Below are 20,659 nucleotides of genomic sequence, written 5' to 3'. Positions count from 1 at the left end.
TCGTCGTCTGTTGAATCAGACAACGCGCGGCGTACCCGCGAGAATTCCGAGCGGGGTGCGCAACGGCCCCGGCGCGCAGCGCCGGGGCCGTTGCGGTCAGGCATCCGATCAGCCCGTGATGCTCGCCTGGCCCGTCTCGACGTGACCGACGAAACGGCGCGACCACGCGTGGTCCGTGCTCACGGTCACCGTCACGTCGTACCAGCCGCTCGCCGTCGACACGACGTCGAAGTTCTGGGTGTGGCGGCCGCGGCGGCCGATCTTGAAGGTCTCCGGCGCCGACTTCGTGTAGGCGTTGTGACGCACCGTGAACGTGACCGTCTCGTCGCCGCTGTTCGCGAAGGTGAGCAGCAGGCGCGGGTGCGCGTCGAAGGTTCCGTCCCAGTAGGTGGTGGTGACCTCGACCTCGCGGCCGGCCGTCGCGGTGTCGCCGACGAACTCGCGCAGGAAGCGGTTCGGGCCCACGACCGTGACGTCGTACGCCGTTCCCACGACCGGTGCGGAGCCGGTGACGGTGTGAGTGGTGCGCGTCGACGGGTCGACCGTGTACTGGCCGGGGAAGCCGGCCGGGTACACGGCGAGAGCCGGCACGCCCGCGAGGTTGTTGTACACCGAGAAGTGCGCCGACTTCGCCGCGAACGGCGCGCTGTTGCTGAACGCCAGCTCGAGGGCGGTGCCGCCGGCGCTCACGCCGGTCACGTTGGCGTTCGGCTGGTACGGCAGCGGGCGGGCCCGCTTCTGGCCGGCCTCCTGCGTGGGCATCGCGTTGTTGTCGGGCAGCGGGTTGTACTGCGTCTCGGCGACGAGCGGGCCCGGCTTCGGCAGCTCCGGCAGACCGTAGACCGGGTTCGAGAAGTCGAGCGCGTTGGTCAGGTCGCCGGATACGCGGCGGCGCCACGCGCTGATGTTGGGGCTCACGGCGTGCTTGCCGTTGGCCTCGGTCCACTTCTCGAGGAACTGGATGACCGAGGTGTGGTCCGACACCTCAGAGGTGACCCAGCCGCCGCGCGTCCACGGCGAGACCAGCAGCAGCGGCACGCGGAAGCCGAGACCGACCGGCACCGGGTTCACCACGCCGTACTCGGCAAGCGAGCCGGCGACGAACTCGTCCTTCTCGCCCGGCGCGGGGACGGCCGGCGGCACGTGGTCGAACTGGCCGTCGTTCTCGTCGTAGTTGATGATCACGAGGGTCGAGTTGAGCACCTCGGGGTCAGCGGCGAGCGCGTCGAGCAGACCGAGCAGGAAGTTCGCGCCGTTGCTCGGGGCGGTGACCGGGTGCTCGGAGAAGAACTGGTTGTTGATCACCCAGGAGACCTCGGGCAGCTTGCCCGCGACGACGTCGGCCTTGATCTTCGCGTTGATGTCGGCGGCGTTGGCGGTCTCGACACCGGTGTCGGTCGGGACGTTCTCCACACCGTGGACGTACAGCGGGTTCGACGGGTCCGGAACGCCGGGCTTGCCGGTCTTCGGGTCGGTCTGGGTCGGGTCGAGCTTCGCGAACGTGGCGAAGTAGCGGGCGCCACCGTCGCCGTAGTCGTCGGCGCAGTGGTAGTTCGTCCAGCTGACGCCCGCCTTCTGCAGGGTCTCGCAGTACGACTCCCAGGTGAGGAAGTCGCTCAGCTCGTCGCCGCCCTCGTAGGCGACGTACGGGCTGCCGGGCAGCTGGCCGAGGTCAGCGTTGTAGATGCTCGGGTCGTAGCTGGGCGCTTCCTTGCCCGCGTTGATCGAGCCGCTCCACAGGTAGGTGCGGTTCGGGCCGGTCGCCGAGAGCACCGAGCAGTGGTAGGCGTCACCGACGGTGTAGGCGTCGGCGAGCGCGTAGTGGAACGGCAGCTCGGTGCGGGTGAGGTAGCCGAGGGTGGTGGGGCCGCCCTTGGCGAAGTACCAGCCGTTCATCACGCCGCCGTACCAGGCGCCGTGCTGCGACTGCCAGCTGTGATCGGTGCCGCCGTAATTCGCCGCGCCGAGCTCAGCCGACGGCGGGGTGGCGCCGTTGTAGTCCTTGGTGCCGGCGAGCGGCCACGGGTACTGGGTCGGGGCGCCGACGATGGGCTCCTCCGGCTGCTGCCAGACCGAGGTGCCACCGGGGAGCTTGATGGTCGAGCGGTCACCGAATCCGCGCACGCCCTTGAGCGACCCGAAGTAGTGGTCGAAGCTGCGGTTCTCCTGCATGACGACGACGACGTGCTTGATGTCGCGCAGGTCGCCGTAGGGGCCGCCGGAGTGCTTCTTCGGCTCCGCACTGGGGGTGGCGGCCTGAGCGGGGGCGGCAGCAGCAGCGGCTGCGGCTGCGGCGGCCGCGCCGGCGGCAGCGGCTCCGATGAAACCGCGACGGGATACTTCGCGCTGAGGCATGATCCTGCATTCCTCCCTGAATGGGGACGTGGGGGGTGGCGCGAACAGCGCCGAGCGTCAGGCTCTAGCTCAGGCGGTTACAGGAGTCGTACGGTGCACGGCCGGAAGCTGAACGGATGCCGAATTGCTGTCGCCCCACATTCGAGGGACACGTGGGCTTATGCATCCCCTGTCAACAGGCCCTAATCCTCGTTAGCGTCGCCGCGCGGTGCGGGGATGCCGACGAGCGGGAACTCGCGGCTCGCGTCCCACGGTTCAGCCCACCCGAGCTCGTCGAACAGCGCGTCGAGCAGCATCGCGGTGAAGCCCCAGACGAGGTGCTCGCGGCCGCCGGACCGCGCGATGAATGCGGGACCCCGCCATTCCTGGTCGGCGCGGCGGATGACTGTGGAGCCGCGGTTCGCCGCATCCACCAGCTCCGCGACCGGTACGCGGAACACCGACGCGGACTCGGCCTCGTCGACCACGTCGACGGGTGACGGCCTCCGCCACCACCCGAGCACCGGCGTCACAAGGTGCTGCGAGCGCTCGAGCGGCACGACGCCCAGCTCGCCGAGCACCTCGACGCCGGCCGGATCGAGCCCGGTCTCTTCGCGCGCCTCGCGCAACGCCGCCGCGATCGGACCGTCGTCCTCCACATCGAGGCGACCGCCCGGGAACGCGATCTGGCCGGCGTGCGACCGTAGCGTCGACGCCCGTTCAACGAGGAGCACATCGAGGTCGCGCGAGACCGCTGCAGCGCGCGCCGGACGGTCGCTCGGCAGGGCGTCGAGCACGCCGAACAGGATCAGGACAGCCGCAGGCCGCCCTGTTCCGGTCAGCTCCGGCCGCAGACGGGCGAACACTCCGCCGCCTTCGCCGCCGGCGGCGCGGGCGAGCTGCACGAGCTGGGCCCGCGCGTCCGTCATCGCCGCCCTCGGGCCGCGCTGCCACCTCTGCCGCTCCCGCTCCCGCTCCCGCCGAAGACGACGTAGAGGAGCGGCACCGCGGACACGCACATCAGCACCACCCCGAGCGGCAGGTTCAGCGGCAACAGCAAAATGCCGCCGACGAGGAACCCCGCGAACACGAGCGCCCCGACCGCACGGCGGATGAGCCGCTCGATGCGGTTCAGGCGACGGTCGAGCGCCGGCGTCGAGACCGTCACCGTGCCGTCGTTGACGCTCGAGATGAGCGCGTCGATGCGCTGCGGCAGCCGCAGGAACATGCCGGCGTACGCGGTCGCCCCCTTCGCGATCTCCTGCACCACGTTGCCGGACTCGGCGCGCAGCAGGCGCGTCGCGTACGGCTCGATCGCGTCCCAGATGTTGAATTCCGGGTCGAGCGCGCTGCACACGCCCGACGTCAGCGACATCGCACGGATGACGAGCAGGAAGTTCTCGGGCAGCTGGAACGGCAGTGAACGCACGACTCGGCCGAACTCGTTCCCGAAGTCGCGGAACTCACGCTGGTCGACGCGGCGCAACTGTGCGAACCCCATGCCCCCGAAGCGGTCGAAGAGCAGGGTCATCGCCCGCTCGAGCTCGGAGGTGTCGGCGGTCGGCAGCAGAATGCCGACATCTTGAATGCCCTCGACCAGACGCCGGCCGTCTCGCGCCGCGACCGCCACGAGCAGCCTGCGCAGGCCGCTGCGCAGCTCGTCGGTGACCTCGCCCATCATGCCGAAGTCGATGAAGGTCAGCCGCCATGAGGGCCGCGACGACCCCGCCGCCGCTGTTCCCGCGCCGGTCCCCGCGACGGGCGTCACGAAGATGTTGCCCGGGTGCGGGTCGGCGTGGAAGTAGCCGTGGCCGAAGAGCTGCTCGAACATCACCTCGGCGAAGACCGCCGCGACCTCCGACGGGTCGATGCCCGCCGCGCGCAGGCCCTCGACGTCGTTGATCTTGATCGCGGTCACGTCGGCGAGCGTGAGCACACGGCGGCTCGACCGCTCCCACACGACCGCGGGCACGTCGACGCGCGGGTCGTCGGCGAACAGCTCGCCGAAGCGCTCGGCGCCGCGCGCCTCGTGCAGATAGTCGATCTCCTCGAGGCTCGTCACCGCGAACTCCTTGACGAGAGCGATCGGGTCGACGTGGTCGGCGACGATGCGCAGGTGGCTGAGCCAGCCCGCGACGCGCGTGAGCGCCGCGAGGTCGACATCGACGATCGAGCGGATGCCCGGCCGCTGCACCTTGACGATCACGGCGTCGAGCCCGGTGTCCGCGGCATCGATGGCACCGAGGCGCGCGCGATGCGCCTGGCCGAGGGATGCCGCCGCCACCGGCGCCTCGTCGAATGCCGTGTACGCCTGATCGAGCGGAACACCGAGATCGTCCTCGGCGAGGCGCCTGATCGACGCGAACGGCGCAGGCGGCACCTCGTCCTGCAGCCCGGCGAGCTCACGGGTGATCTCGGGGGGCAGCACGTCGAGGCGCGACGAGAGGAACTGCCCGACCTTGATCATGAGGCCGCCGAGCTGAAGCGCGAGCGCGTGGAACTGCTGCGCGAGGCGCGTCATGCGCGCGGTGCGCCCGCGGTCGCTCAGCCGCTCGAACCCGATGCGCGGCAGCACGAGCTCGTACCACCACGCCTGCACGAGATAGCGCAACGCGAAACGCAGAATGCGTCGATAGCGGGCTCGGGTCTCTGGCGCATCGGGCATCGCGCCCGCGTGCGGGTCGCCCGCTTGGGCCACCCGTTCAGTCCTGAGCGAGGATCGAGTACAGCTTGCGACGGGCCTCGTCGAGAACAGCCACCGCCTGTGCCACCTGCTCCGGGGTTCCGGTGCGGCGCACCTGCGCGGCCGCCTGCGCGAGATCGATGCCCGACTTGGGCAGCGTGCCCGCGCCGAACGGCGTGCCGCGACCGGTGGACTCCCACGGCGCGCCACGACCCGCCGAAGCATCCGCCTCTGCCGTTCCAGCGTCGGTCAGCGAGTACGTCTTCCGCCCGTCAGACACGACCGAGGTGATGAGCCCCTCATCTGCGAGCAGCTGGAGGGTCGGGTACACCGAACCCGCGCTCGGCTTCCACGAGCCCCCGCTGCGCTGCTCGATCTCGGCGATGATCTGGTAGCCGTGCATCGGCTTCTCGGCGAGCAGGGCGAGCACGGCGGCGCGCACGTCACCGCGGCCCATTCTCTGGCCGCCGCGCTGCTCGAACATCGAGCGCAGCTGGTCGATGGCATCTGCAAGAGGCTGACCAGCGGCGGGGAACCCGCCGCCGAAACCGCGGGCTCCGAAGGCCCCGGATGTGTTCGAACCGCTCATGACGACTCCTTATGGTCTACCCGGACTCCGACGGAGCCTCGACGACATATCACGATATATCGTTACGCTCCCGTTGTCTGTAGTGCGGGCGCGCATTCGCGGGCGCTGCCCAGATCCGCAGTGCGCTGCGCGTTCGCGAGGCGCGCACGGCGGATCTGGGCAGCGCAACGCGCGACCGCGAGGGCGGGGCGGGGGCGGGGCACGCCAGAGGCGAGGGCGCTAGACGAGTACGGGCTCGTCTTCTGCGGCGCGACCGGGCAGCGGGTGGCTGCGCTCGAGCTTCGCGCCCTCCACGTCGACGTCGAGCACGATGCGGTCGAGCCACTTCGGAAGCCACCAGGCGGCGCGGCCGAAGATGTGCAGCAGGGCCGGGATCAACAGCATCCGCACGACGAACGCATCGGCGAGCACACCGAACGCCAGCCCGAAGCCGAGCGCCGAGATGATCGAGTTGTTCGCGAAGATGAACCCGCTGAACACCGCGGTCATGATGAGCGCCGCCGCGGTCACGACTGCGCGCCCCGCACGCAGACCCGAGACGACCGCCACCCGCGGCGCCGCGCCGTGCACGTACGCCTCACGGATGCCCGTGCCGATGAACAGCATGTAGTCCATCGCGAGGCCGAAGAGGATTCCGACGACGAGGGTCGGCAGGAAGCTCAGCACGGGCCCCGGGTCGTGGACGCCGAACAGGAAGCCGAGCCAGCCGAACTGGAAGATCGCGGTCACGCCGCCGAGCGCGGCGAAGAGCGAGAGCACGAAGCCGCCGGTCGCGAGCAGCGGCACGAGCAGTGAGCGGAACACGCCGATCATGATGAGGATCGAGAGGCCGATCACGACCGCGAGATACGGCGGCAGGGCGCGGGCCAGGTAATCGGTGATGTCGATGTTGCCACTCGTGGCGCCCGCGACCTGGAAGTCGCCGCGCACGCCGCTCGCGCCGGTCGAGCGCAGGTGCTGCACGAGAGTCTCGGTCGAGACGTCGTTCTGGCCGCCCTTCGGGATCAGCTGGAACACGACGACCGAGTGTTCGGTCGACGCGGTGACCGGCACGACGGCCGCAACGTCCTTCGTCGCCTCGAGGTGCTGGCCGATCTGCAGCTCGCGGGTCGTCATCTCGCTGCTCGAGAGCCCCGACGGCACGTCGGCGACGACGATCAGCGGCGCGTTGAAGCCGGCACCGAAGGCCTTCGTGACCTTCTCATACGCGCGGTACTGCGTCGAGTTCTGCGGCTGCGAGCCGCCGTCGGGCAGGCCGAGGCGCATCTGAGTCGCGGGCAGCGCGATCGCGCCGAGCACGACGACGGATGCCACGGCGGTGATCCACGCGCGCGGGGTCGACATGGGCTTCAGCGGCTTCGCGGGCTTCACGTCTTCGGTGCCGATCCGGCGCCGCACCCGCTTCGGGAGCACGCGCAGTCCCGAGAGCCCCAGGATCGCGGGCGTCAGCGTGATCGCGACGAGCACGGCGATCGCCACGGCGAGCGCAGCCGCCCCGCCCATCAGACCGAGGAAGGAGATGCCGGTGACGTTGAGCGCGACCAGCGCCACGATCACCGTGATGCCGGCGAAGAGCACGGCCGAGCCCGACGTGCCGTTGGCGAGGCCGATGGACTCGTGCACGTCCATGCCGCGCCGCAGTTGCTCGCGGTGCCGGTTCAGGATGAACAGCGTGTAGTCGATGCCGACGGCAAGGCCCAGCATCAGGGCGAGGATCGGCGTGGTGCTGTTCATGTCGATCAGCTTCGAGAACGACATGACGATGAGATAGCTGATGCCGACGCCGACGATCGCGTTGAGGAGCGGCAGACCGGCGGCGATGAGTGTGCCGAGCATGATCGCGAGCACGACGGCGGCGATCACGATTCCGATGGCCTCGGTCGAGCCGCCCATCGCCTGGGTGGCGAGTTCCTGCGAGAAGTCGACGGTCGTGCCGGTCGGTGCGGCCTTGCTCGCGGCGGTGCGGATGTTCTGCGCCACGCTCGCCGGGATCTGCTGCTGGGGCGCGTCGACGTTGACCGTCACGATGGCGGTGCGCCCGTCGGACGAGACCTGCAGGGCGCCCTTCGACATCGTGAGCAGCTGCTGACCCTGGGTGAGCTGCGCGGACTGCGCGGTGAGCTGTTTCTGGCTCGCGGTGATCTTGGCCTGCTGGGCCGCGAACTGCGCCTGGGCCGCGTCGTAGGCGCCGGCGGCCTTCGCCTGCGCGATCGCGGCGTTCAGCTGGTTCTGCCCGGCCGTGAGCTGCTGCTTCGCCTGCGCGAGCTGAGCCTGCCCCGCCGTGATCTTCTGCTGCTGAGTCGTGACCTCGTCGAGAGCGGTGAACGGGTTCGTCACCGACTTCACGCCGGAGACCTTGCCGACCGCGGTGGCGAGGTCGGCGAGCTGCGTCTGCTGGCCGGCGGTCAGGGCGCCGTCGCTCGTGCGCTGAACGACGATCGTGCCGGATGCGTTGCTGCCCGAAGCCCCCTTCCCGAGGACCTTCTCGAGCCGGTGCTGGACCTGCGTGGTCGGGGTGTTCGGGATCGAGATCGCGTCGGACAGGTGACCACTGCCGAACGAGAACGCGACGACCGCGAGACCGAGCACCACAGCCCAGGCACAGATGACGAGCCACGCGCGGCGCGCGGAGAAACGACCGAGACGGTACAGCAGGCCTGCCAACGCTCTTACCCTTCATTCGAGTGCCGCGACGGGCATGAGGGCAGCGCGGATCGGCACGACGCGACGACGACTGCACCTCATCGCCATCGACTCGGCATATCTTTTCAACGAGACGCTATGTACCGTAGGTCGGGTTACTCTCATTTCCAAGACGGAACGTCTCGTTGTAGGGAGATCTTCAGCAATGCCCCGAGGTGCAGCACGCAGTGAGGCCGCGCGCGCGGCGATCCTGGCATCGGTCGCGTCACTCGTCGACCGTGTCGGGTACGACGCCGTGACGATCGAGGGCATCGCGGCGGCAGCCGGCGTCGGCAAGCAGACGATCTACCGCTGGTACCCCTCGAAGAGCGCGATCATTGCCGAAGCGCTGGTCGAGGGGCGCCTGCTCGGCGAGGATTTCACGATTCCCGACACGGGCGACCCGGTCGCCGATATCGCCGCGTGGCTCGAGCACGTGCTGAGGTTCCTCGCCTCGCGAAACCACTCGGCACTGCTCAGCTCCCTGATAGCCGCGAGCGTCGACAGCCCCGAGATCGGCCTGCGCATCTCGCAGCGGCTCGGCTTGGGCGGCCCGACGATCGCCGAGCGAGTGCGGCAGGCGACGGATGCGGGCGAGCTCGCCTCGCCCCTCTCCCCCGACCAGATCGACCAGCTGATCGTCGGCATCATCATGATGCGGGCGCTCGGGCGGAACCCCTACGTGGAGGGCGAGGCGCGTCAGCTCGTCGGCGCGCTCCTCGACTCATCGACCAGGGCCGATTCGCGACCGTGACCCGGTTGCCCGGTCAGAGCAAGGGGCCGAGGAGGTGTGCCTCCGGCGCGCGCAGCCACTGCTCGCACGCCTGCGCGACATCCTCGCGGCTCGTCGCACCGGACTTGCGGTACGCGGAATAGGCGTAGTTCTCGACCGTGCGCTGACTGAGGTGCAACAGCACGGCGACGTCACGGGTCGATGCGATGTGGGCACCCGCCTGCGCGACCTCCGACTCGCGATCGGTCAGCGCGATCTCGGCGCACAGCTCACTGAACAGGCCGGCGCGGTCGGGGCCCATGAACTCGGTCTCCTGCCAGGTGTCGCTCGCCACTTCGAACCCGCGCGCCCGGTCGCCGCGCTCGTAGTAGGCGCGTGCGGCCTCGAGTCGCGCACGAGCGAAGTACAGGCCGCCCCCGATGTCGAGGAAATCGTCGGCGAGCTCGATGAGCGCGTCGGGCGCCGAACGGTCGAGCAGCACGCCGAACCTTCCGAGCAGATGCAGCAGCGGGCTGTCAGCAGACGCGGCCCAGTGCTGCACCGCATCGGCCTTCTCACGATCGAATTCGGTGAACAGCGACGCGACGCCGGCGAACACCGCGGTGACGAGCTGACCGGTCTCGGCGCCGTAGGCGGCGCTCGACCAGAGCCGAGACGCCAGGTCATCAGGCACGAGGACTCGCTGAGCCGAGAATCCGCTCGTGCCGGGCAGGCCGCCCCGCAGCGGCCGGACGCCCGTGATGCCGACCACCGTCTCGGCCAGCACCATCGCGCGGGCCGACTCGCCGCGCAGCGTCTCGATGACGACACCGAGGTCGAGGATGCCGACCTGATAGGACACGTACAGCGGCCGCGCCGTGCCGAGAGTGAGCACGCGGTTGAGCACCCGGTGTGCGTCGTCGAGGCGCCCTGCCACGAACAACCCGAGCATCTTGACGTAGGCGTGCGCGTAGATCGCGCCCAGGTCGAACGCTTCCTCGGCGGCGATCATCGCGCTACGGGCCGCATCGATCGCCTCGGCAACGCGGCCCTCGAAGATGAGCGCCGTGTGCGATGCGACGGTGAGCGCGTTCGCGAACATCGGGTGGCTCATGTCGGAAGGTGACGCGGAGAGCTCGAGCGCCGATCGGGATCGACCGCCGATCAGGAGGCGGTCCAGCAGCACCACACGGTCGAGGCCAAGGTCCTCGTGCGACGAGTCGCTGGACTCACCGACGCCGGACTCACCGACGCCGAGCTCGCCGGCGATGGGCCTCGCGTCGATGCCCGTGGCGACCTGAAGGTGCGCTCGCGCCGTCGCAAGCAGGGGCCCCCACTCTGGCGCATCGTCCTCGATGCGCTGAAGGCTGGCGACGCCCTCGTCGAGCGCACCGATGGTGACGCCGAGATAGGTCGCCCACCAGATGCGCATCAGTACGTAGTAGTTCTCCTCGGGGACGTAGGCCGTGTCTTCCACCACCGCTCTGATGACGTCGGGCTCCGCGCCCGTGCTCTGCAGCGCCTCGAGCAGAGGGAGCGCCCTGGCCGCGGTGGGCTCGGCGAGCCACGCGGCTCGCGATGCCTGCGCCGCGGCAAGCCCGTGCCGACGGATGTCGTGGCTCAGCGCCGCGTCGGACCCGGAGTCGCGCCGCCCCATCGTTCGCACCAGCGCCGGGTGCGCGTCGGACGAGGAGTCAGCGGCGAGCGGCACCTCGGCGCGCTCCATGACCTGACGCTGAGATCGCACGTAGTCGGCGATGAGCGGCGGGTGGACGCTCAGCCGACCGCCCTGCTCCTTGACGAGCCCCACGTCCATCAGGCGACCGACATCGGCGCGCTCGCGGGCGACCACCGAGTAGTGCTGCCCCAGTGCGATGGCAGCGGCCATGCGGCGCAGGACGTCTCGCTGGCGCTCGCGGATTCCCGTGCCCAGCTGCTCGACCCAGCCCGCCAGGTCGCCGGTCACCAGCTCGCGAACCGCCTGCCAGCGGCCGTCGATCAGCGCGAGCGCACCCGTGCGCATGCCGACCGTCGTGATGCCGACCACCATGTCGTAGAGGCCGGCCGACTGCGCCGCGATCCGCGCGACGGTCTCGGCTTCGACGGGCGCACCGAGCATCGACTGTGTAAGCGCGTGGATCTGCGCAAGGCTGAGCGCAGGAACGGACAGTCTGAGGGCGGGCGGGATGTCGTTCAGGAACGCGGCCGATGCCCCGTAGGGCGACTCGTGGCCGCTGATCGCGACCACCGGCACTCCTGAGTGGCGGGCGGCGATGGCCACCACTCCGGCGCTGTCGGAGTCGAGCAGCTCCGGCCGCTCGACGAACAGCACCCCGGTCGCGCCGGTCGCGTCGACCAGCAGCTCGGTGTAACGCACCCGACGCGGCGGCCTTCCCCGGTACTCCGCCGCCGCATCGGAACCGCGGGCGGGCTTCAGCACCGACAGGGCCGCGAAGGAACGCCCCTGCAAGGACTGCATGCCGACGATGCGCACCATGCGCCGATCGAAGCTCAGCTCGTTCGCGACAGCCCCTGCGAGAGTGACCTGGCCCGCACCGGGAGGGCCCGTCACGAGCACATTCATGCCGTCGCCCACCGCGGCGACGACCGCCGCGACCAGTTCATGAAACGGGCTCTCTTCGTCGGTCAACACCGCCCTCCTTCCGGCACTTGATGTCTTCCATGGCGACGACACACGATGACTTCATTGTGGTGCCCTGGCGATGACGGCGAGGAGGTAGGCCAGCGCCATGCCCCCGACGCAGACGAGGACCGTCGTCAGCTGCGCGCGCATGCGACGGATGCGTGGCCCCTCCCGCATGCGGTCCTCCCGCTCCCGCGCGGTCACACGCCTGCCTCCGACGCCACCGCCGCGCGGCGCGGCGTGGGCAGCGCAGGCACGGCGGCGGCCTCGGGATGATTGAGGTCGAACGCGGGCGATTCCGAGCGGATGCGCGGGATCGCCACGAAGTTGTGCCTTGGCAGCGGAGTGCCCGTGGCCCACTCGAGCGAGCGACCGAAGCCCCACGGGTCGTTCGCGGTGACCCGCGCCCCGTTGCGCCACGTGATGAACACATTGAGCAGGAACGGGATCATCGAGATGCCCTGGACAATCGCGCCGATCGTCGACAGTTCGTTCATCCACGTGAAGCCGTCGGAGGCCGAGTAGCTGAAATAGCGCCGCGGCATGCCGATGACCCCCAGCCAATGCTGGATGAGGAACGTGGCGTTGAACCCGAGGAACAGCAGCCAGAAGTGCCAGACGGCGAGCTTCTCGTTGAGCATCTTCCCCGTCCACTTCGGCCACCAGTAATACAGAGCGGCGAATCCCCCGAACACGACGGCACCGATGAGCACATAGTGGAAGTGCGCCACCACGAAGTAGCTGTCGGACACGTGGAAGTCGAGCGGCGGTGAGGCGAGGATGACGCCGGTGAGGCCGCCGAAGGTGAAGACGACGAGGAATCCGACCGCGAACAGCATCGGCGACTCGAACGTGATCGAGCCGCGCCACATCGTTCCGACCCAGTTGAAGATCTTCACGCCCGTCGGCACGGCGATCATCATCGTCATGACCGAGAAGAAGGGCAGCAGTACACCACCCGTGACGTACATGTGGTGCGCCCAGACGCTCACGGAGAGCGCGGCGATCGAGATCGTGGCATAGACGAGCGTCTTGTAGCCGAAGATCGGCTTACGGGAGAAGACCGGGACGATCTCCGAGACCATGCCGAAGAACGGCAGCGCGATGATGTACACCTCCGGGTGGCCCCAGAACCAGAACAGGTGCTGCCACATCAGCGCACCGCCGTTGGGCGCGTCATAGAGATGGGCGCCCCACTCGCGGTCCATGATGACGCCCGACACGGCGGCGGCCAGCACGGGGAAGGCGAGCAGCACGAGGATCGAGGTCACGAGCGTGTTCCACGTGAAGACCGAGAGGCGGAACATCGTCATGCCGGGCGCGCGCAGGCAGATGATCGTCGTGATGAAGTTGACGGCCGACAAGATCGTTCCGAACCCCATCACGAAGACGCCGACGAACCAGAGGCTGTCACCGAGCGATGGCGCGAACGTCTTGGCCGCAAGGGGCTGGTAGGCGAACCAGCCGAAGTCCGCGGGGCCTTGCGGCATGAGCAGGCCGAGCGCCACGATGAGGCCGCCGAACATCGTGAGCCAGAAGGCCAGCATGTTGAGTCTCGGGAACGCGACGTCGGGCGCGCCGATCTGCACCGGGATCATCACGTTGGCGACGCCGGTGAAGAAGGGCATCGCGAAGAGCAGCAGCATGATCGAGCCGTGCATCGTGAAGAGCTGGTTGTAGGCGACCGGCGTGATGATCTGGTGACCGGGAGCGGCGAGCTGGGCCCTGATCACGAGCGCCATGACGCCGCCGACCATGAAGAACATCATCGACGCGATCAGGTACAGATAGCCGATCTTCTTGTGGTCGGTCGTCGTGAGCCAGTCGACGACGACGTTGCCCTTGTGCAGCGGGCGCACCCGGGTGCTCGATGGTGGCACGGCGGAAGCCGTCACAGCAGTCCCTCCTCGTCGGCCGAGCAGAGCCATCGGAGGAGATTCGATGGGTCTTCGCACGGCACGTGTTCAAGACCACGTTTGGGCCTGCTACGGCCGAAGGGGCCCATTCCGGCCACGAATGAGTACCCCTGCGGCCGATCTTGGGGAGAAATGCATGATCGCTTGTGCAAGATCCCGTCGTCGCACGAGAGTTCCCCTGGTTCCCTCACGCCAGGGCGCCTCGTTACCCACCGAGGCACGAAAAATCCCCTGACTGTGGCCCGAACACCCCCCTAGTTGGGCCCGAACCACCGAAATGACTCGCGCATGGCTGTCAGCTGGAGCGATGACCCCACCAATTGCAGCCCCTGACATCTCACCCACGGAGCAGCGCGCCGACGACGCAGGCGCCGATGCCGAGCGCGATGCGCTCGACGGTGTCGTCCCCCTCGGCCACCACACGCTCTTCGAGTTGCCCGGCGTCGTCGCCACGCTACGGCGCTGGCGATACCGCGGTCAGTCGCGGGTCGAACTCGTCATCGTCGGCATCCCCACCGACGCCGACGGCTCGAGCCGGCGCGACCAGCTGCTGCGCGTGCGTGCCCGCGTGCTCTCCGCGTTCCTGTCCCGCGGCATGTACGTTTTCGGCACCGAGCGCAAGCACGACACCGTACTGCCGCGCATGACGCTGATCGACCGCCTCAAGTAGGTGCGCCCCGATCGCGGCAGCACATCTCCCCGCCACACCACGAAATGAGGAACATCGAATGGATGCCTTCGACAACCCGCTGAACTTTCACCGCGAGACGTATGTCTCCGAGCGCTCCGGTCTGCCGATCTACGTCGCGTGCTATTGCGAGCTGCGACGCGACCACACCTACCCGGAATGGGTCGAGCTCTACGCCGATGACAAGTGGCAGGCCCGCTACGCCGCGAACCTCGAAGAGGCCACGGCCGTCATGCTGTGATCAGCAGCGCCCGGTCAACGCCGGGCGGTCGCGGTGGTCATCGGCAGGCCGAAGGAGAGCGCGATGCACACGATGCCCGCGAAGAAGACCGGTGCCTGCCAGCTCGGGAGCTCGGGAGCGACGGCGAAGAGCACGAAGCCGCCGATGAAGAAAATACCGGCGATGACGAGCTTGATGACGGTCATGAAGTCCTCCTGCTCCAAAGCCTACCGGCTCCCGCAGACTTGACGTGATGAACGACAGCGACCCGACTGCCGCCTACCTCGAGGCATGGCGGCTGACGCCCGAGGCGCAGACCGTCAGCACCCGGACCGGCGAGGTGACGTTCGTGCGCACCGACGACGGCCGGGCCGCGGTGCTCAAGATCGCGTTGGTGCCCGAGGAGCAGCGCGGCAACGCGCTGATGGACTGGTGGGACAGCACGGCGTCTGCGCACAGCCTCGCGCAGCTGGGGCCGGCGGTGCTGCTGGAGAGGGCATGCGGGCCCGGCTCGCTGCTCGCGATCGCCCGCGACGACGACGACGCTGCGACGCGCGTGCTCGCCGAGACCGCACGTCACCTGCATGTCGCGCCCGACCGCACGGTACAGCTCGTTCCGCTGCGGAAGTGGTTCGCGGACCTGCTCGAGGCATCCGATCAGCGCTACGCCGACGCCCGCGCCATCGCGCTGCGCCTGCTCGACGACCCCGTCGACGAGGTCGTGCTGCACGGCGACGTGCACCACGAGAACGTGCTCGACTTCGGCGCCGCCGGGGCGCCGGTCTGGAAGGCGATCGACCCCAAGGCGCTCGTCGGCGAGAGCGGCTTCGATTACGCGAACCTGCTGTGCAACCCGTACGAGACGTTCGAGGCGAACCATGAGCACGAGCGGCTCGAGCGAAGGATCGGCGTCGTGGCATCCGTCACGGGGTACACGACCGAGCGCCTGCGCGACTGGCACACCGTGTGGCACGCGCTGAGCGAGATCTGGGGCGGCGCTGCATGAAGTGACATGCCAGTGGCATGTCACGCGCGCCGCCCCCGCGCGAGCTGCGCTCGCGCGGCGCCGGAACCCTGGCTAGTGCCCGATGTCGGGCACGGTCTTGGGCCGCACGACGAACCACAGTGCCGCGACCGAGCACACTGACGTCACGATCATGACCCCGGCCATCGGCAGGCCGCTCGTCTCGCCGAACAGCCCGACGACCGGCGCGACGAGACCCGCGAGGACGAACTGGAACGCGCCGAGCAACGAAGCCGCGGTCCCGGCCTCGTGCGGGTGCGAGTTCATGGTCAGGACGCCGACGGTGGGGAATCCGAAGCCGCAGGCGCAGATGAAGAACCACAGCGGGATCATCACGCCCCACTTGCCGAGCCCCGCCGCACTGTCGATCGCGATGACGACGGCCGCGACGAGCATGAGCGCGGTCGAGAAGGCGAGCACCCACTGCGGGGCGACACGGTGCGTGATGCGCCCGGCTGTCTGCACGCCGATGATGATGCCGACCGAGTTGATCGCGAACAGCAGGCCGTACTGCTGAGCGCTGAAGTGGTAGTGGTCCTGGAACAGGAAGGTGCTCGCGGACAGGTAGGCGAACAGGCCGGCGAAGTTCATCGCGCCGACGATGACGATGCCGACGTACACGCGATCGCTGAGCACCGCCTTGTACCGGGCGCGCGTCGTCGTGTGGACGGAGGTGTGGCGGGCCGACTTCGGGCGCGTCTCCACCACCCAGATGAGCACGCAGCCGATGACGAGCGCGCCGTATACCGCGAGGACCCAGAAGATGCCGCGCCAGGGCATGATCAGCAGAAGCTGCGAGCCGGCGACCGGTGCGATCACCGGGGCCAGGCCGTTGACGAGAGCGAGGTTGGACAGCATCCGCACCATCGGCCGGCCGCCGAACAGGTCGCGCACCATCGCCTGCGCGACGACGCCGCCCGCAGCCGCCCCGAAGCCCTGCAGGAAGCGGAAGATGCTCAGCACCTCGATGTTGGGCGCGAGGGCCGCGCCGAGGCAGGCCGCGATGTGCAGGGCGGTCGCCAGCACGAGAGGGAGCCGACGGCCGACGCGGTCGCTCCACGGGCCGACGATGAGCTGGCCGACGCCGAAGCCGACCGTCGTCGCGGTCAGGGTCAGCTGAACCAGGGAGGTCGTCGTGTGGAAGTCGGACTGCAGGGTCGGCAGCGACGGCAGATAGGTGTCCATCGTGAACGGGCCGAGTGCGGTGAGCGCGCCCAGGATGAGCACATACGACAGCCGCTGGCGGCCCGAGAGGCGGTCACCCGGGTGCCGGTGGACGGCCGGATCATCGATGGGAAGAGCGAGGTTCAGTGGTGCGGTGGTCAACGACGGGTCCTGTGCGAACGAGTGTGCGAGAAGGGGTGCGGTGCGCCTCTGCACGTTCTGCTTCGAATCGATTCGACGGCGTAGCTCAATGCTAGGGCCTCGGCGGTCCCCGAAGGTATAGCCGAGGAGCGCCGATCTACGCGGTGCCGAAGGCCGCCGGGTCGGCCAGCAGCGGCTCGAATGCGAGCTCGGCGGCGCCGACGAGAAGGATGTCGCTGCCGAGGCGCGTGCGCGTGATCTGCACGCCCTCGAGGGTCTCCGGCAGGGTCGCGCGGGCCACGGCGCGATCGAGGGTGATGCCGTCGGCCTCATAGAGAGTGGCGAGGAACCCGCCCAGGACGACGAGCCTCGGGTTGAAGAGCGTAAGCGCGGTGGCGAGCGCGCCTCCGAGCAGTCCGAGCTGACGGCGCACCTCGGCTGTGAGCGCCGGATCGTGGGATTCGAGAATCGCACGACGCAGACCGTCGGCGTCGACGCTGTCGAGGCCGAGCAGGGCGAGCAGCCGTGCGCGGCTGACCTCGGCCTCGAGGGTGCCCGCGATACCGCCCGAGTCGACGGAGCCACTCGCGCCGACACGCACGTGCCCGAGCTCACCGGCATGGCCGGCGGACCCCGTGAATGCGGCGCCCCCCGAGATCACACCGCCGCCGATGCCCGACGAGCCGCCGTTGACGTAGATCAGCTCGGCGACGCCGATGCCCGCGCCGAACAGGTGCTCGGCGTACGCGCCGAGCTGAGCGTCGTTGGCGGCGGCGACGGGGCGACCGGTCGCGTCGGCGAGCATGCCGGCGAAGTCGACGTCGACCCAGCCGAGGTGCGGAGCACGGCGCACGAGTCCGTCGTCGGCGCGCACCAGGCCGGGCATCGCGACGCCGATGCCCACGATGCGGTCGACGGATGCCGTCTCCATCAGGCCCTCGATCGCGGTGGCCGCGCACGCCACCGCCTCGGTCGGGGTCGGCGTGTGCTCGACCGTGACGCGCCGGTGCTGCTGCACGCGCCCGTCGAGTCCGACGAGCCCCACCGTCACGGCGTCGATCTCGGGATTGACGGCGAGCGCCGCAACGCGGGGGTTCGGGGACATGACGGGGCTCGGGCGCCCGACGCGCAGGTTCTCGTTCGGTCCGGACTCGGTGACGAGACCGAGGGCCGCCAGCTCGGCGACGAGCGCACCGACGGTCGAGCGGTTCAGGCCGGTCTCTCGGGTGACATCAGAGCGCGAGACCGGACCGGCGTGGTGCGTGATCGTGAGCACGGTGGACAGGTTGTGCCTGCGCACACTGTCGAGGTTGTTGCCCCGGCCCGCCGGCTTCGCCACTCGCGCCTCTCGCTAGAGAACTGCTACTCGGGCAGAACACCCGTAGCTGCGAGTTTGGCATACCAGTGCGCGCTGTCCTTCGGGGTGCGCTCCTGCGTCTCGTAGTCGACGTAGACGACGCCGAAGCGCTTGCTGTAGCCGAACGCCCACTCGAAGTTGTCCATCAGCGACCACACGAAATACCCCGTGAGCGGGACGCCGGCCTCGATCGCACGGTGCGCAGCGGTCAGGTGCCGACGCAGGTAGTCGATGCGTTCGGGATCGCGCACGCCTTTTCCGGCATCCGTCTCGATGATCTGATCGTCGTATGCCGCACCGTTCTCGGTGATCACGATCTCGTATTCGGGGTACTGCTCGTGCGTCGCGACGAGCAGGTCGTACAGGCCCTTCGGCGCGATGTTCCAGCCCATCGCCGTGATGGGCCCCGGCTGCTCGGCCCACTCGACGCGCGTCGCCCCGGGGAACGGGGTGCCCTCGGTCGAATGCTCGGCGCCGCGGCGGACGGTGTCGGTGTTGTAGTAGTTGATGCCGACGATGTCGATCGGCTGGTGGATCAGTTCGAGATCGCCGTCGCGGATGAAGGACCAGTCGGTGATGTGCTTGGTGTCCTCGAGCAGGTCCTCGGGGTAGCGGCCGCGCAGCTGCGGCTCGGTGAAGGCGCGGTTGCGCAGCGCCTCGATCTGGCGCTTGGCGTCGACGTCATCGGCGTTGCCGGGATCGGCCGCATAGACGGATGCCAGATTGTTGGTCACCGAGAACCGTGCACCGGGGTGCGTGACGACCTTGCGCAGCTCGATGAGCGCCAGCCCGTGCGCGAGGTTCAGGTGGTGCACCGCCTGCAGCGCCTCGAGCTCGTTCCGGTGGCCCGGCGCGTGCTCGCCGCCCGCGTAGCCGAGGTAGGCCGCGCACCACGGCTCGTTGAGCGTCGTCCAGACCGAGACCCGGTCGCCGAGACGGCGGCCCACGACGCGTGCGTACTCAGCGAAGGCGTAGCTTGTCTCGCGGTTCGTCCAGCCCCCGCGGTCCTGAAGCGGCTGCGGCAGATCCCAGTGGTAGAGGGTGACGACGGGGTCGATGCCGCGATCGATCAGTCCGTCGATGACCCGTTCGTAGAAAGCGAGCCCCGCTTCGTTCACCGCACCCGTGCCCTCGGGGATGATGCGCGGCCATGCGATCGACAAGCGGTACGCGCTCACGCCGAGACTCTTGATCAGATCGAGGTCCTCGTCGACCCGGTGATAGAAGTCGACGGCGATGTCGCCCGTGTCGCCGTTCGCGATCTTGCCCGGCGTGTGGCTGAACGTGTCCCAGATGCTGGGCTTCCGGCCGTCTTCGGCCACCGCCCCCTCGATCTGGTACGACGCCGTCGCCGAGCCGAAGACGAAGCCCGTCGGGAACCTCAGACCGGCGCCCCGGAAATCGTCGGACTGGTCGGTGTCGCTCATAGCGTCGGGGTCCTCTCCATTGATGACCGGCGGCCTCGACCGCTGAACCGGTTAGTGTCACCCTATCGGTGTCAGGCGGCCGCGGCACGGGTACGGTCGGGGCATGCGTGTTGTCGTCATCGGTGCCACCGGCCACGTCGGCGGATACCTGGTGCCCCGCCTCGTCGCTGCCGGACATGAGGTCGTCGCACTGTCACGCGGCGGCAGGCCGCACTACCGCGACGATCCGGCGTGGGAACGCGTGTCGGTCGTGACCGTCGATCGCGAGGCCGAAGACGCAGCCGGCACCTTCGGCGAGCGCGTCGCGGCTCTGTCCCCCGACGTCGTCGTCGACATGGTCTGCTTCACTCCGGAATCCGCCGCCCAGCTGGTCGACGCGATCCGGGGCACAGCGCGACTGCTCGTGATGTGCAGCACGATCTGGGTGCACGGTGCGCTCACCGCGCTCCCCGTCCAAGAGGACGAGGATCTCGCGCCGTGGGGTGACTACGGCATCGGGAAGCTCGCGATCGAGCGACTCCTCGCCCAGGAATCCGACTCACCGGGTGGCCTGCCGTCGCTCAGCCTGCGACCCGGCCACATCAGCGGTCCCGGCTGGCCGATCATCAACCCGGCCGGCAACCTCGACCCCGCGGTGTGGCACAAGCTCGCGACGGGCGAACCGCTCGTGCTTCCCGGGTTCGGCCTCGGGGTGCTGCACCATGTGCACGCCGATGACGTCGCTCAGGCCTTTGAGCTCGCCGTGGCGCGCGGTGTCGAGCGGCCGCTGCTCGCGGGACGCAGCTATCACGTGACCTCGGCGCGGGCGGTGACCCTGCGCGGCTTCGCGGAGGCGGCGGCGGCCTGGTTCGGCCAGGCCGCCCAGCTCGAGTTCGCGCCGTGGAACGAGTTCGTGGCATCGACGACGCCGGAGTTCGCCGCGACGACCGAGGCGCACATCTCGCGCAGCCACGCGGTATCGATCGACCGGGCGCGCGCCGACCTCGGATACGCCCCGCGCTACACCTCGCTCGAGGCCACGCACGAGGCCCTCGACTGGCTCATCGCCGACGGGCGCGTTCCCCAGTAGGCGAGTTCG

The 20,659-nt window shown here is 69.2% G+C and carries 16 protein-coding genes; 5 read left to right on the top strand and 11 right to left on the bottom strand.

Features of this window, described 5'->3' with window-relative positions; translation table 11 throughout:
• Window positions 1–108: 108 nt before the first annotated feature.
• The 5 genes from ACFOYW_RS07855 to ACFOYW_RS07835 form a co-directional block, all read right to left on the bottom strand.
• Window positions 109–2,355, bottom strand: a complete 2,247-nt coding sequence (locus ACFOYW_RS07855) for a phosphocholine-specific phospholipase C (RefSeq protein WP_390228298.1) — start codon at window positions 2,353–2,355, stop codon at window positions 109–111.
• Window positions 2,356–2,537: 182 nt separating this feature from the next.
• On the bottom strand, window positions 2,538–3,263 hold the full coding sequence (locus ACFOYW_RS07850; RefSeq protein ID WP_390228297.1) for an NUDIX hydrolase: 726 nt from the start codon (window positions 3,261–3,263) through the stop codon (window positions 2,538–2,540).
• The gene (locus tag ACFOYW_RS07845; RefSeq protein WP_390228296.1) at window positions 3,260–4,999 is read right to left on the bottom strand and encodes an ABC1 kinase family protein; all 1,740 of its coding nucleotides are present in this window, start codon (window positions 4,997–4,999) and stop codon (window positions 3,260–3,262) included. Before ACFOYW_RS07845 ends, ACFOYW_RS07850 begins: the two co-directional genes overlap by 4 nt.
• Before the next feature lie 37 nt (window positions 5,000–5,036).
• Entirely contained in the window at window positions 5,037–5,606 is a 570-nt protein-coding gene (locus ACFOYW_RS07840; protein WP_390228295.1) for a PadR family transcriptional regulator, read from the bottom strand.
• A gap of 219 nt (window positions 5,607–5,825) precedes the next feature.
• Window positions 5,826–8,270, bottom strand: a complete 2,445-nt coding sequence (locus tag ACFOYW_RS07835) for an MMPL family transporter (RefSeq protein WP_390228294.1) — start codon at window positions 8,268–8,270, stop codon at window positions 5,826–5,828.
• A 184-nt stretch (window positions 8,271–8,454) separates the two neighbouring features.
• Here ACFOYW_RS07835 and ACFOYW_RS07830 point away from each other — a divergent pair, with 184 nt between their 5' ends.
• The gene (locus ACFOYW_RS07830) at window positions 8,455–9,042 is read left to right on the top strand and encodes a TetR/AcrR family transcriptional regulator (protein ID WP_390228293.1); all 588 of its coding nucleotides are present in this window, start codon (window positions 8,455–8,457) and stop codon (window positions 9,040–9,042) included.
• Window positions 9,043–9,055: 13 nt separating this feature from the next.
• Here the strand turns inward: ACFOYW_RS07830 and ACFOYW_RS07825 are convergent, their stop codons facing one another.
• Together ACFOYW_RS07825 and ctaD are read right to left on the bottom strand one after the other, a co-directional pair.
• Window positions 9,056–11,650 carry a helix-turn-helix transcriptional regulator gene (locus ACFOYW_RS07825; RefSeq protein WP_390228291.1) on the bottom strand — a complete coding sequence of 865 codons (2,595 nt, stop codon included), beginning with the start codon at window positions 11,648–11,650 and terminating at the stop codon, window positions 9,056–9,058.
• A gap of 194 nt (window positions 11,651–11,844) precedes the next feature.
• On the bottom strand, window positions 11,845–13,572 hold the full coding sequence (gene ctaD / locus ACFOYW_RS07820) for an aa3-type cytochrome oxidase subunit I (protein WP_390228290.1): 1,728 nt from the start codon (window positions 13,570–13,572) through the stop codon (window positions 11,845–11,847).
• A gap of 295 nt (window positions 13,573–13,867) precedes the next feature.
• Between ctaD and ACFOYW_RS07815 the strand changes: the two genes are divergently transcribed.
• Both ACFOYW_RS07815 and ACFOYW_RS07810 read left to right on the top strand, forming a co-directional pair.
• Entirely contained in the window at window positions 13,868–14,230 is a 363-nt protein-coding gene (locus tag ACFOYW_RS07815; RefSeq protein WP_390228289.1) for a hypothetical protein, read from the top strand.
• Window positions 14,231–14,288: 58 nt separating this feature from the next.
• A complete protein-coding gene (locus tag ACFOYW_RS07810; protein ID WP_390228288.1) occupies window positions 14,289–14,489 on the top strand; it encodes a hypothetical protein in 201 nt (66 codons plus the stop codon).
• 14 nt (window positions 14,490–14,503) lie between these two features.
• Here the strand turns inward: ACFOYW_RS07810 and ACFOYW_RS07805 are convergent, their stop codons facing one another.
• Window positions 14,504–14,674, bottom strand: a complete 171-nt coding sequence (locus tag ACFOYW_RS07805; RefSeq protein ID WP_390228286.1) for a hypothetical protein — start codon at window positions 14,672–14,674, stop codon at window positions 14,504–14,506.
• Between the two features lie 47 nt (window positions 14,675–14,721).
• Here ACFOYW_RS07805 and ACFOYW_RS07800 point away from each other — a divergent pair, with 47 nt between their 5' ends.
• The gene (locus tag ACFOYW_RS07800; RefSeq protein ID WP_390228285.1) at window positions 14,722–15,474 is read left to right on the top strand and encodes an aminoglycoside phosphotransferase family protein; all 753 of its coding nucleotides are present in this window, start codon (window positions 14,722–14,724) and stop codon (window positions 15,472–15,474) included.
• Between the two features lie 72 nt (window positions 15,475–15,546).
• On the opposite strand, the gene ACFOYW_RS07795 is transcribed toward ACFOYW_RS07800, so the two are convergent.
• From ACFOYW_RS07795 to ACFOYW_RS07785, 3 genes are all read right to left on the bottom strand, one after another.
• The gene (locus ACFOYW_RS07795; RefSeq protein ID WP_390228284.1) at window positions 15,547–16,818 is read right to left on the bottom strand and encodes a multidrug effflux MFS transporter; all 1,272 of its coding nucleotides are present in this window, start codon (window positions 16,816–16,818) and stop codon (window positions 15,547–15,549) included.
• 136 nt (window positions 16,819–16,954) lie between these two features.
• Window positions 16,955–18,136 (bottom strand): ROK family transcriptional regulator, encoded by a 1,182-nt coding sequence (locus ACFOYW_RS07790; protein WP_390228283.1) that lies wholly within the window; start codon window positions 18,134–18,136, stop codon window positions 16,955–16,957.
• Between the two features lie 23 nt (window positions 18,137–18,159).
• Window positions 18,160–19,581: a GH1 family beta-glucosidase gene (locus tag ACFOYW_RS07785; RefSeq protein WP_390228282.1), complete on the bottom strand. Its 1,422-nt coding sequence runs from the start codon at window positions 19,579–19,581 to the stop codon at window positions 18,160–18,162.
• Between the two features lie 103 nt (window positions 19,582–19,684).
• Between ACFOYW_RS07785 and ACFOYW_RS07780 the strand changes: the two genes are divergently transcribed.
• Window positions 19,685–20,650 carry an NAD-dependent epimerase/dehydratase family protein gene (locus ACFOYW_RS07780; RefSeq protein WP_390228280.1) on the top strand — a complete coding sequence of 322 codons (966 nt, stop codon included), beginning with the start codon at window positions 19,685–19,687 and terminating at the stop codon, window positions 20,648–20,650.
• The last annotated feature ends 9 nt before the right edge of the window (window positions 20,651–20,659 follow it).

Source organism: Gryllotalpicola reticulitermitis, assembly GCF_042651345.1.
In the GTDB taxonomy this organism is placed as follows: domain Bacteria; phylum Actinomycetota; class Actinomycetes; order Actinomycetales; family Microbacteriaceae; genus Gryllotalpicola; species Gryllotalpicola reticulitermitis.
This window is presented reverse-complemented; position numbering and strand designations above follow the sequence as displayed.

What these genes read in the sequence shown, in the direction of transcription:
- ACFOYW_RS07780 (WP_390228280.1), top strand. Translation starts at nt 19,685, where the DNA reads ATGCGTGTTGTCGTCATCGGTGCCACCGGCCACGTCGGCGGATACCTG.
- ACFOYW_RS07850 (WP_390228297.1), bottom strand. Translation starts at nt 3,263, where the DNA reads ATGACGGACGCGCGGGCCCAGCTCGTGCAGCTCGCCCGCGCCGCCGGC.
- ACFOYW_RS07800 (WP_390228285.1), top strand. Translation starts at nt 14,722, where the DNA reads ATGAACGACAGCGACCCGACTGCCGCCTACCTCGAGGCATGGCGGCTG.
- ACFOYW_RS07815 (WP_390228289.1), top strand. Translation starts at nt 13,868, where the DNA reads ATGACCCCACCAATTGCAGCCCCTGACATCTCACCCACGGAGCAGCGC.
- ACFOYW_RS07855 (WP_390228298.1), bottom strand. Translation starts at nt 2,355, where the DNA reads ATGCCTCAGCGCGAAGTATCCCGTCGCGGTTTCATCGGAGCCGCTGCC.
- ACFOYW_RS07810 (WP_390228288.1), top strand. Translation starts at nt 14,289, where the DNA reads ATGGATGCCTTCGACAACCCGCTGAACTTTCACCGCGAGACGTATGTC.
- ACFOYW_RS07805 (WP_390228286.1), bottom strand. Translation starts at nt 14,674, where the DNA reads ATGACCGTCATCAAGCTCGTCATCGCCGGTATTTTCTTCATCGGCGGC.
- ctaD (WP_390228290.1), bottom strand. Translation starts at nt 13,572, where the DNA reads ATGGCTCTGCTCGGCCGACGAGGAGGGACTGCTGTGACGGCTTCCGCC.
- ACFOYW_RS07830 (WP_390228293.1), top strand. Translation starts at nt 8,455, where the DNA reads ATGCCCCGAGGTGCAGCACGCAGTGAGGCCGCGCGCGCGGCGATCCTG.
- ACFOYW_RS07845 (WP_390228296.1), bottom strand. Translation starts at nt 4,999, where the DNA reads ATGCCCGATGCGCCAGAGACCCGAGCCCGCTATCGACGCATTCTGCGT.
- ACFOYW_RS07840 (WP_390228295.1), bottom strand. Translation starts at nt 5,606, where the DNA reads ATGAGCGGTTCGAACACATCCGGGGCCTTCGGAGCCCGCGGTTTCGGC.
- ACFOYW_RS07785 (WP_390228282.1), bottom strand. Translation starts at nt 19,581, where the DNA reads ATGAGCGACACCGACCAGTCCGACGATTTCCGGGGCGCCGGTCTGAGG.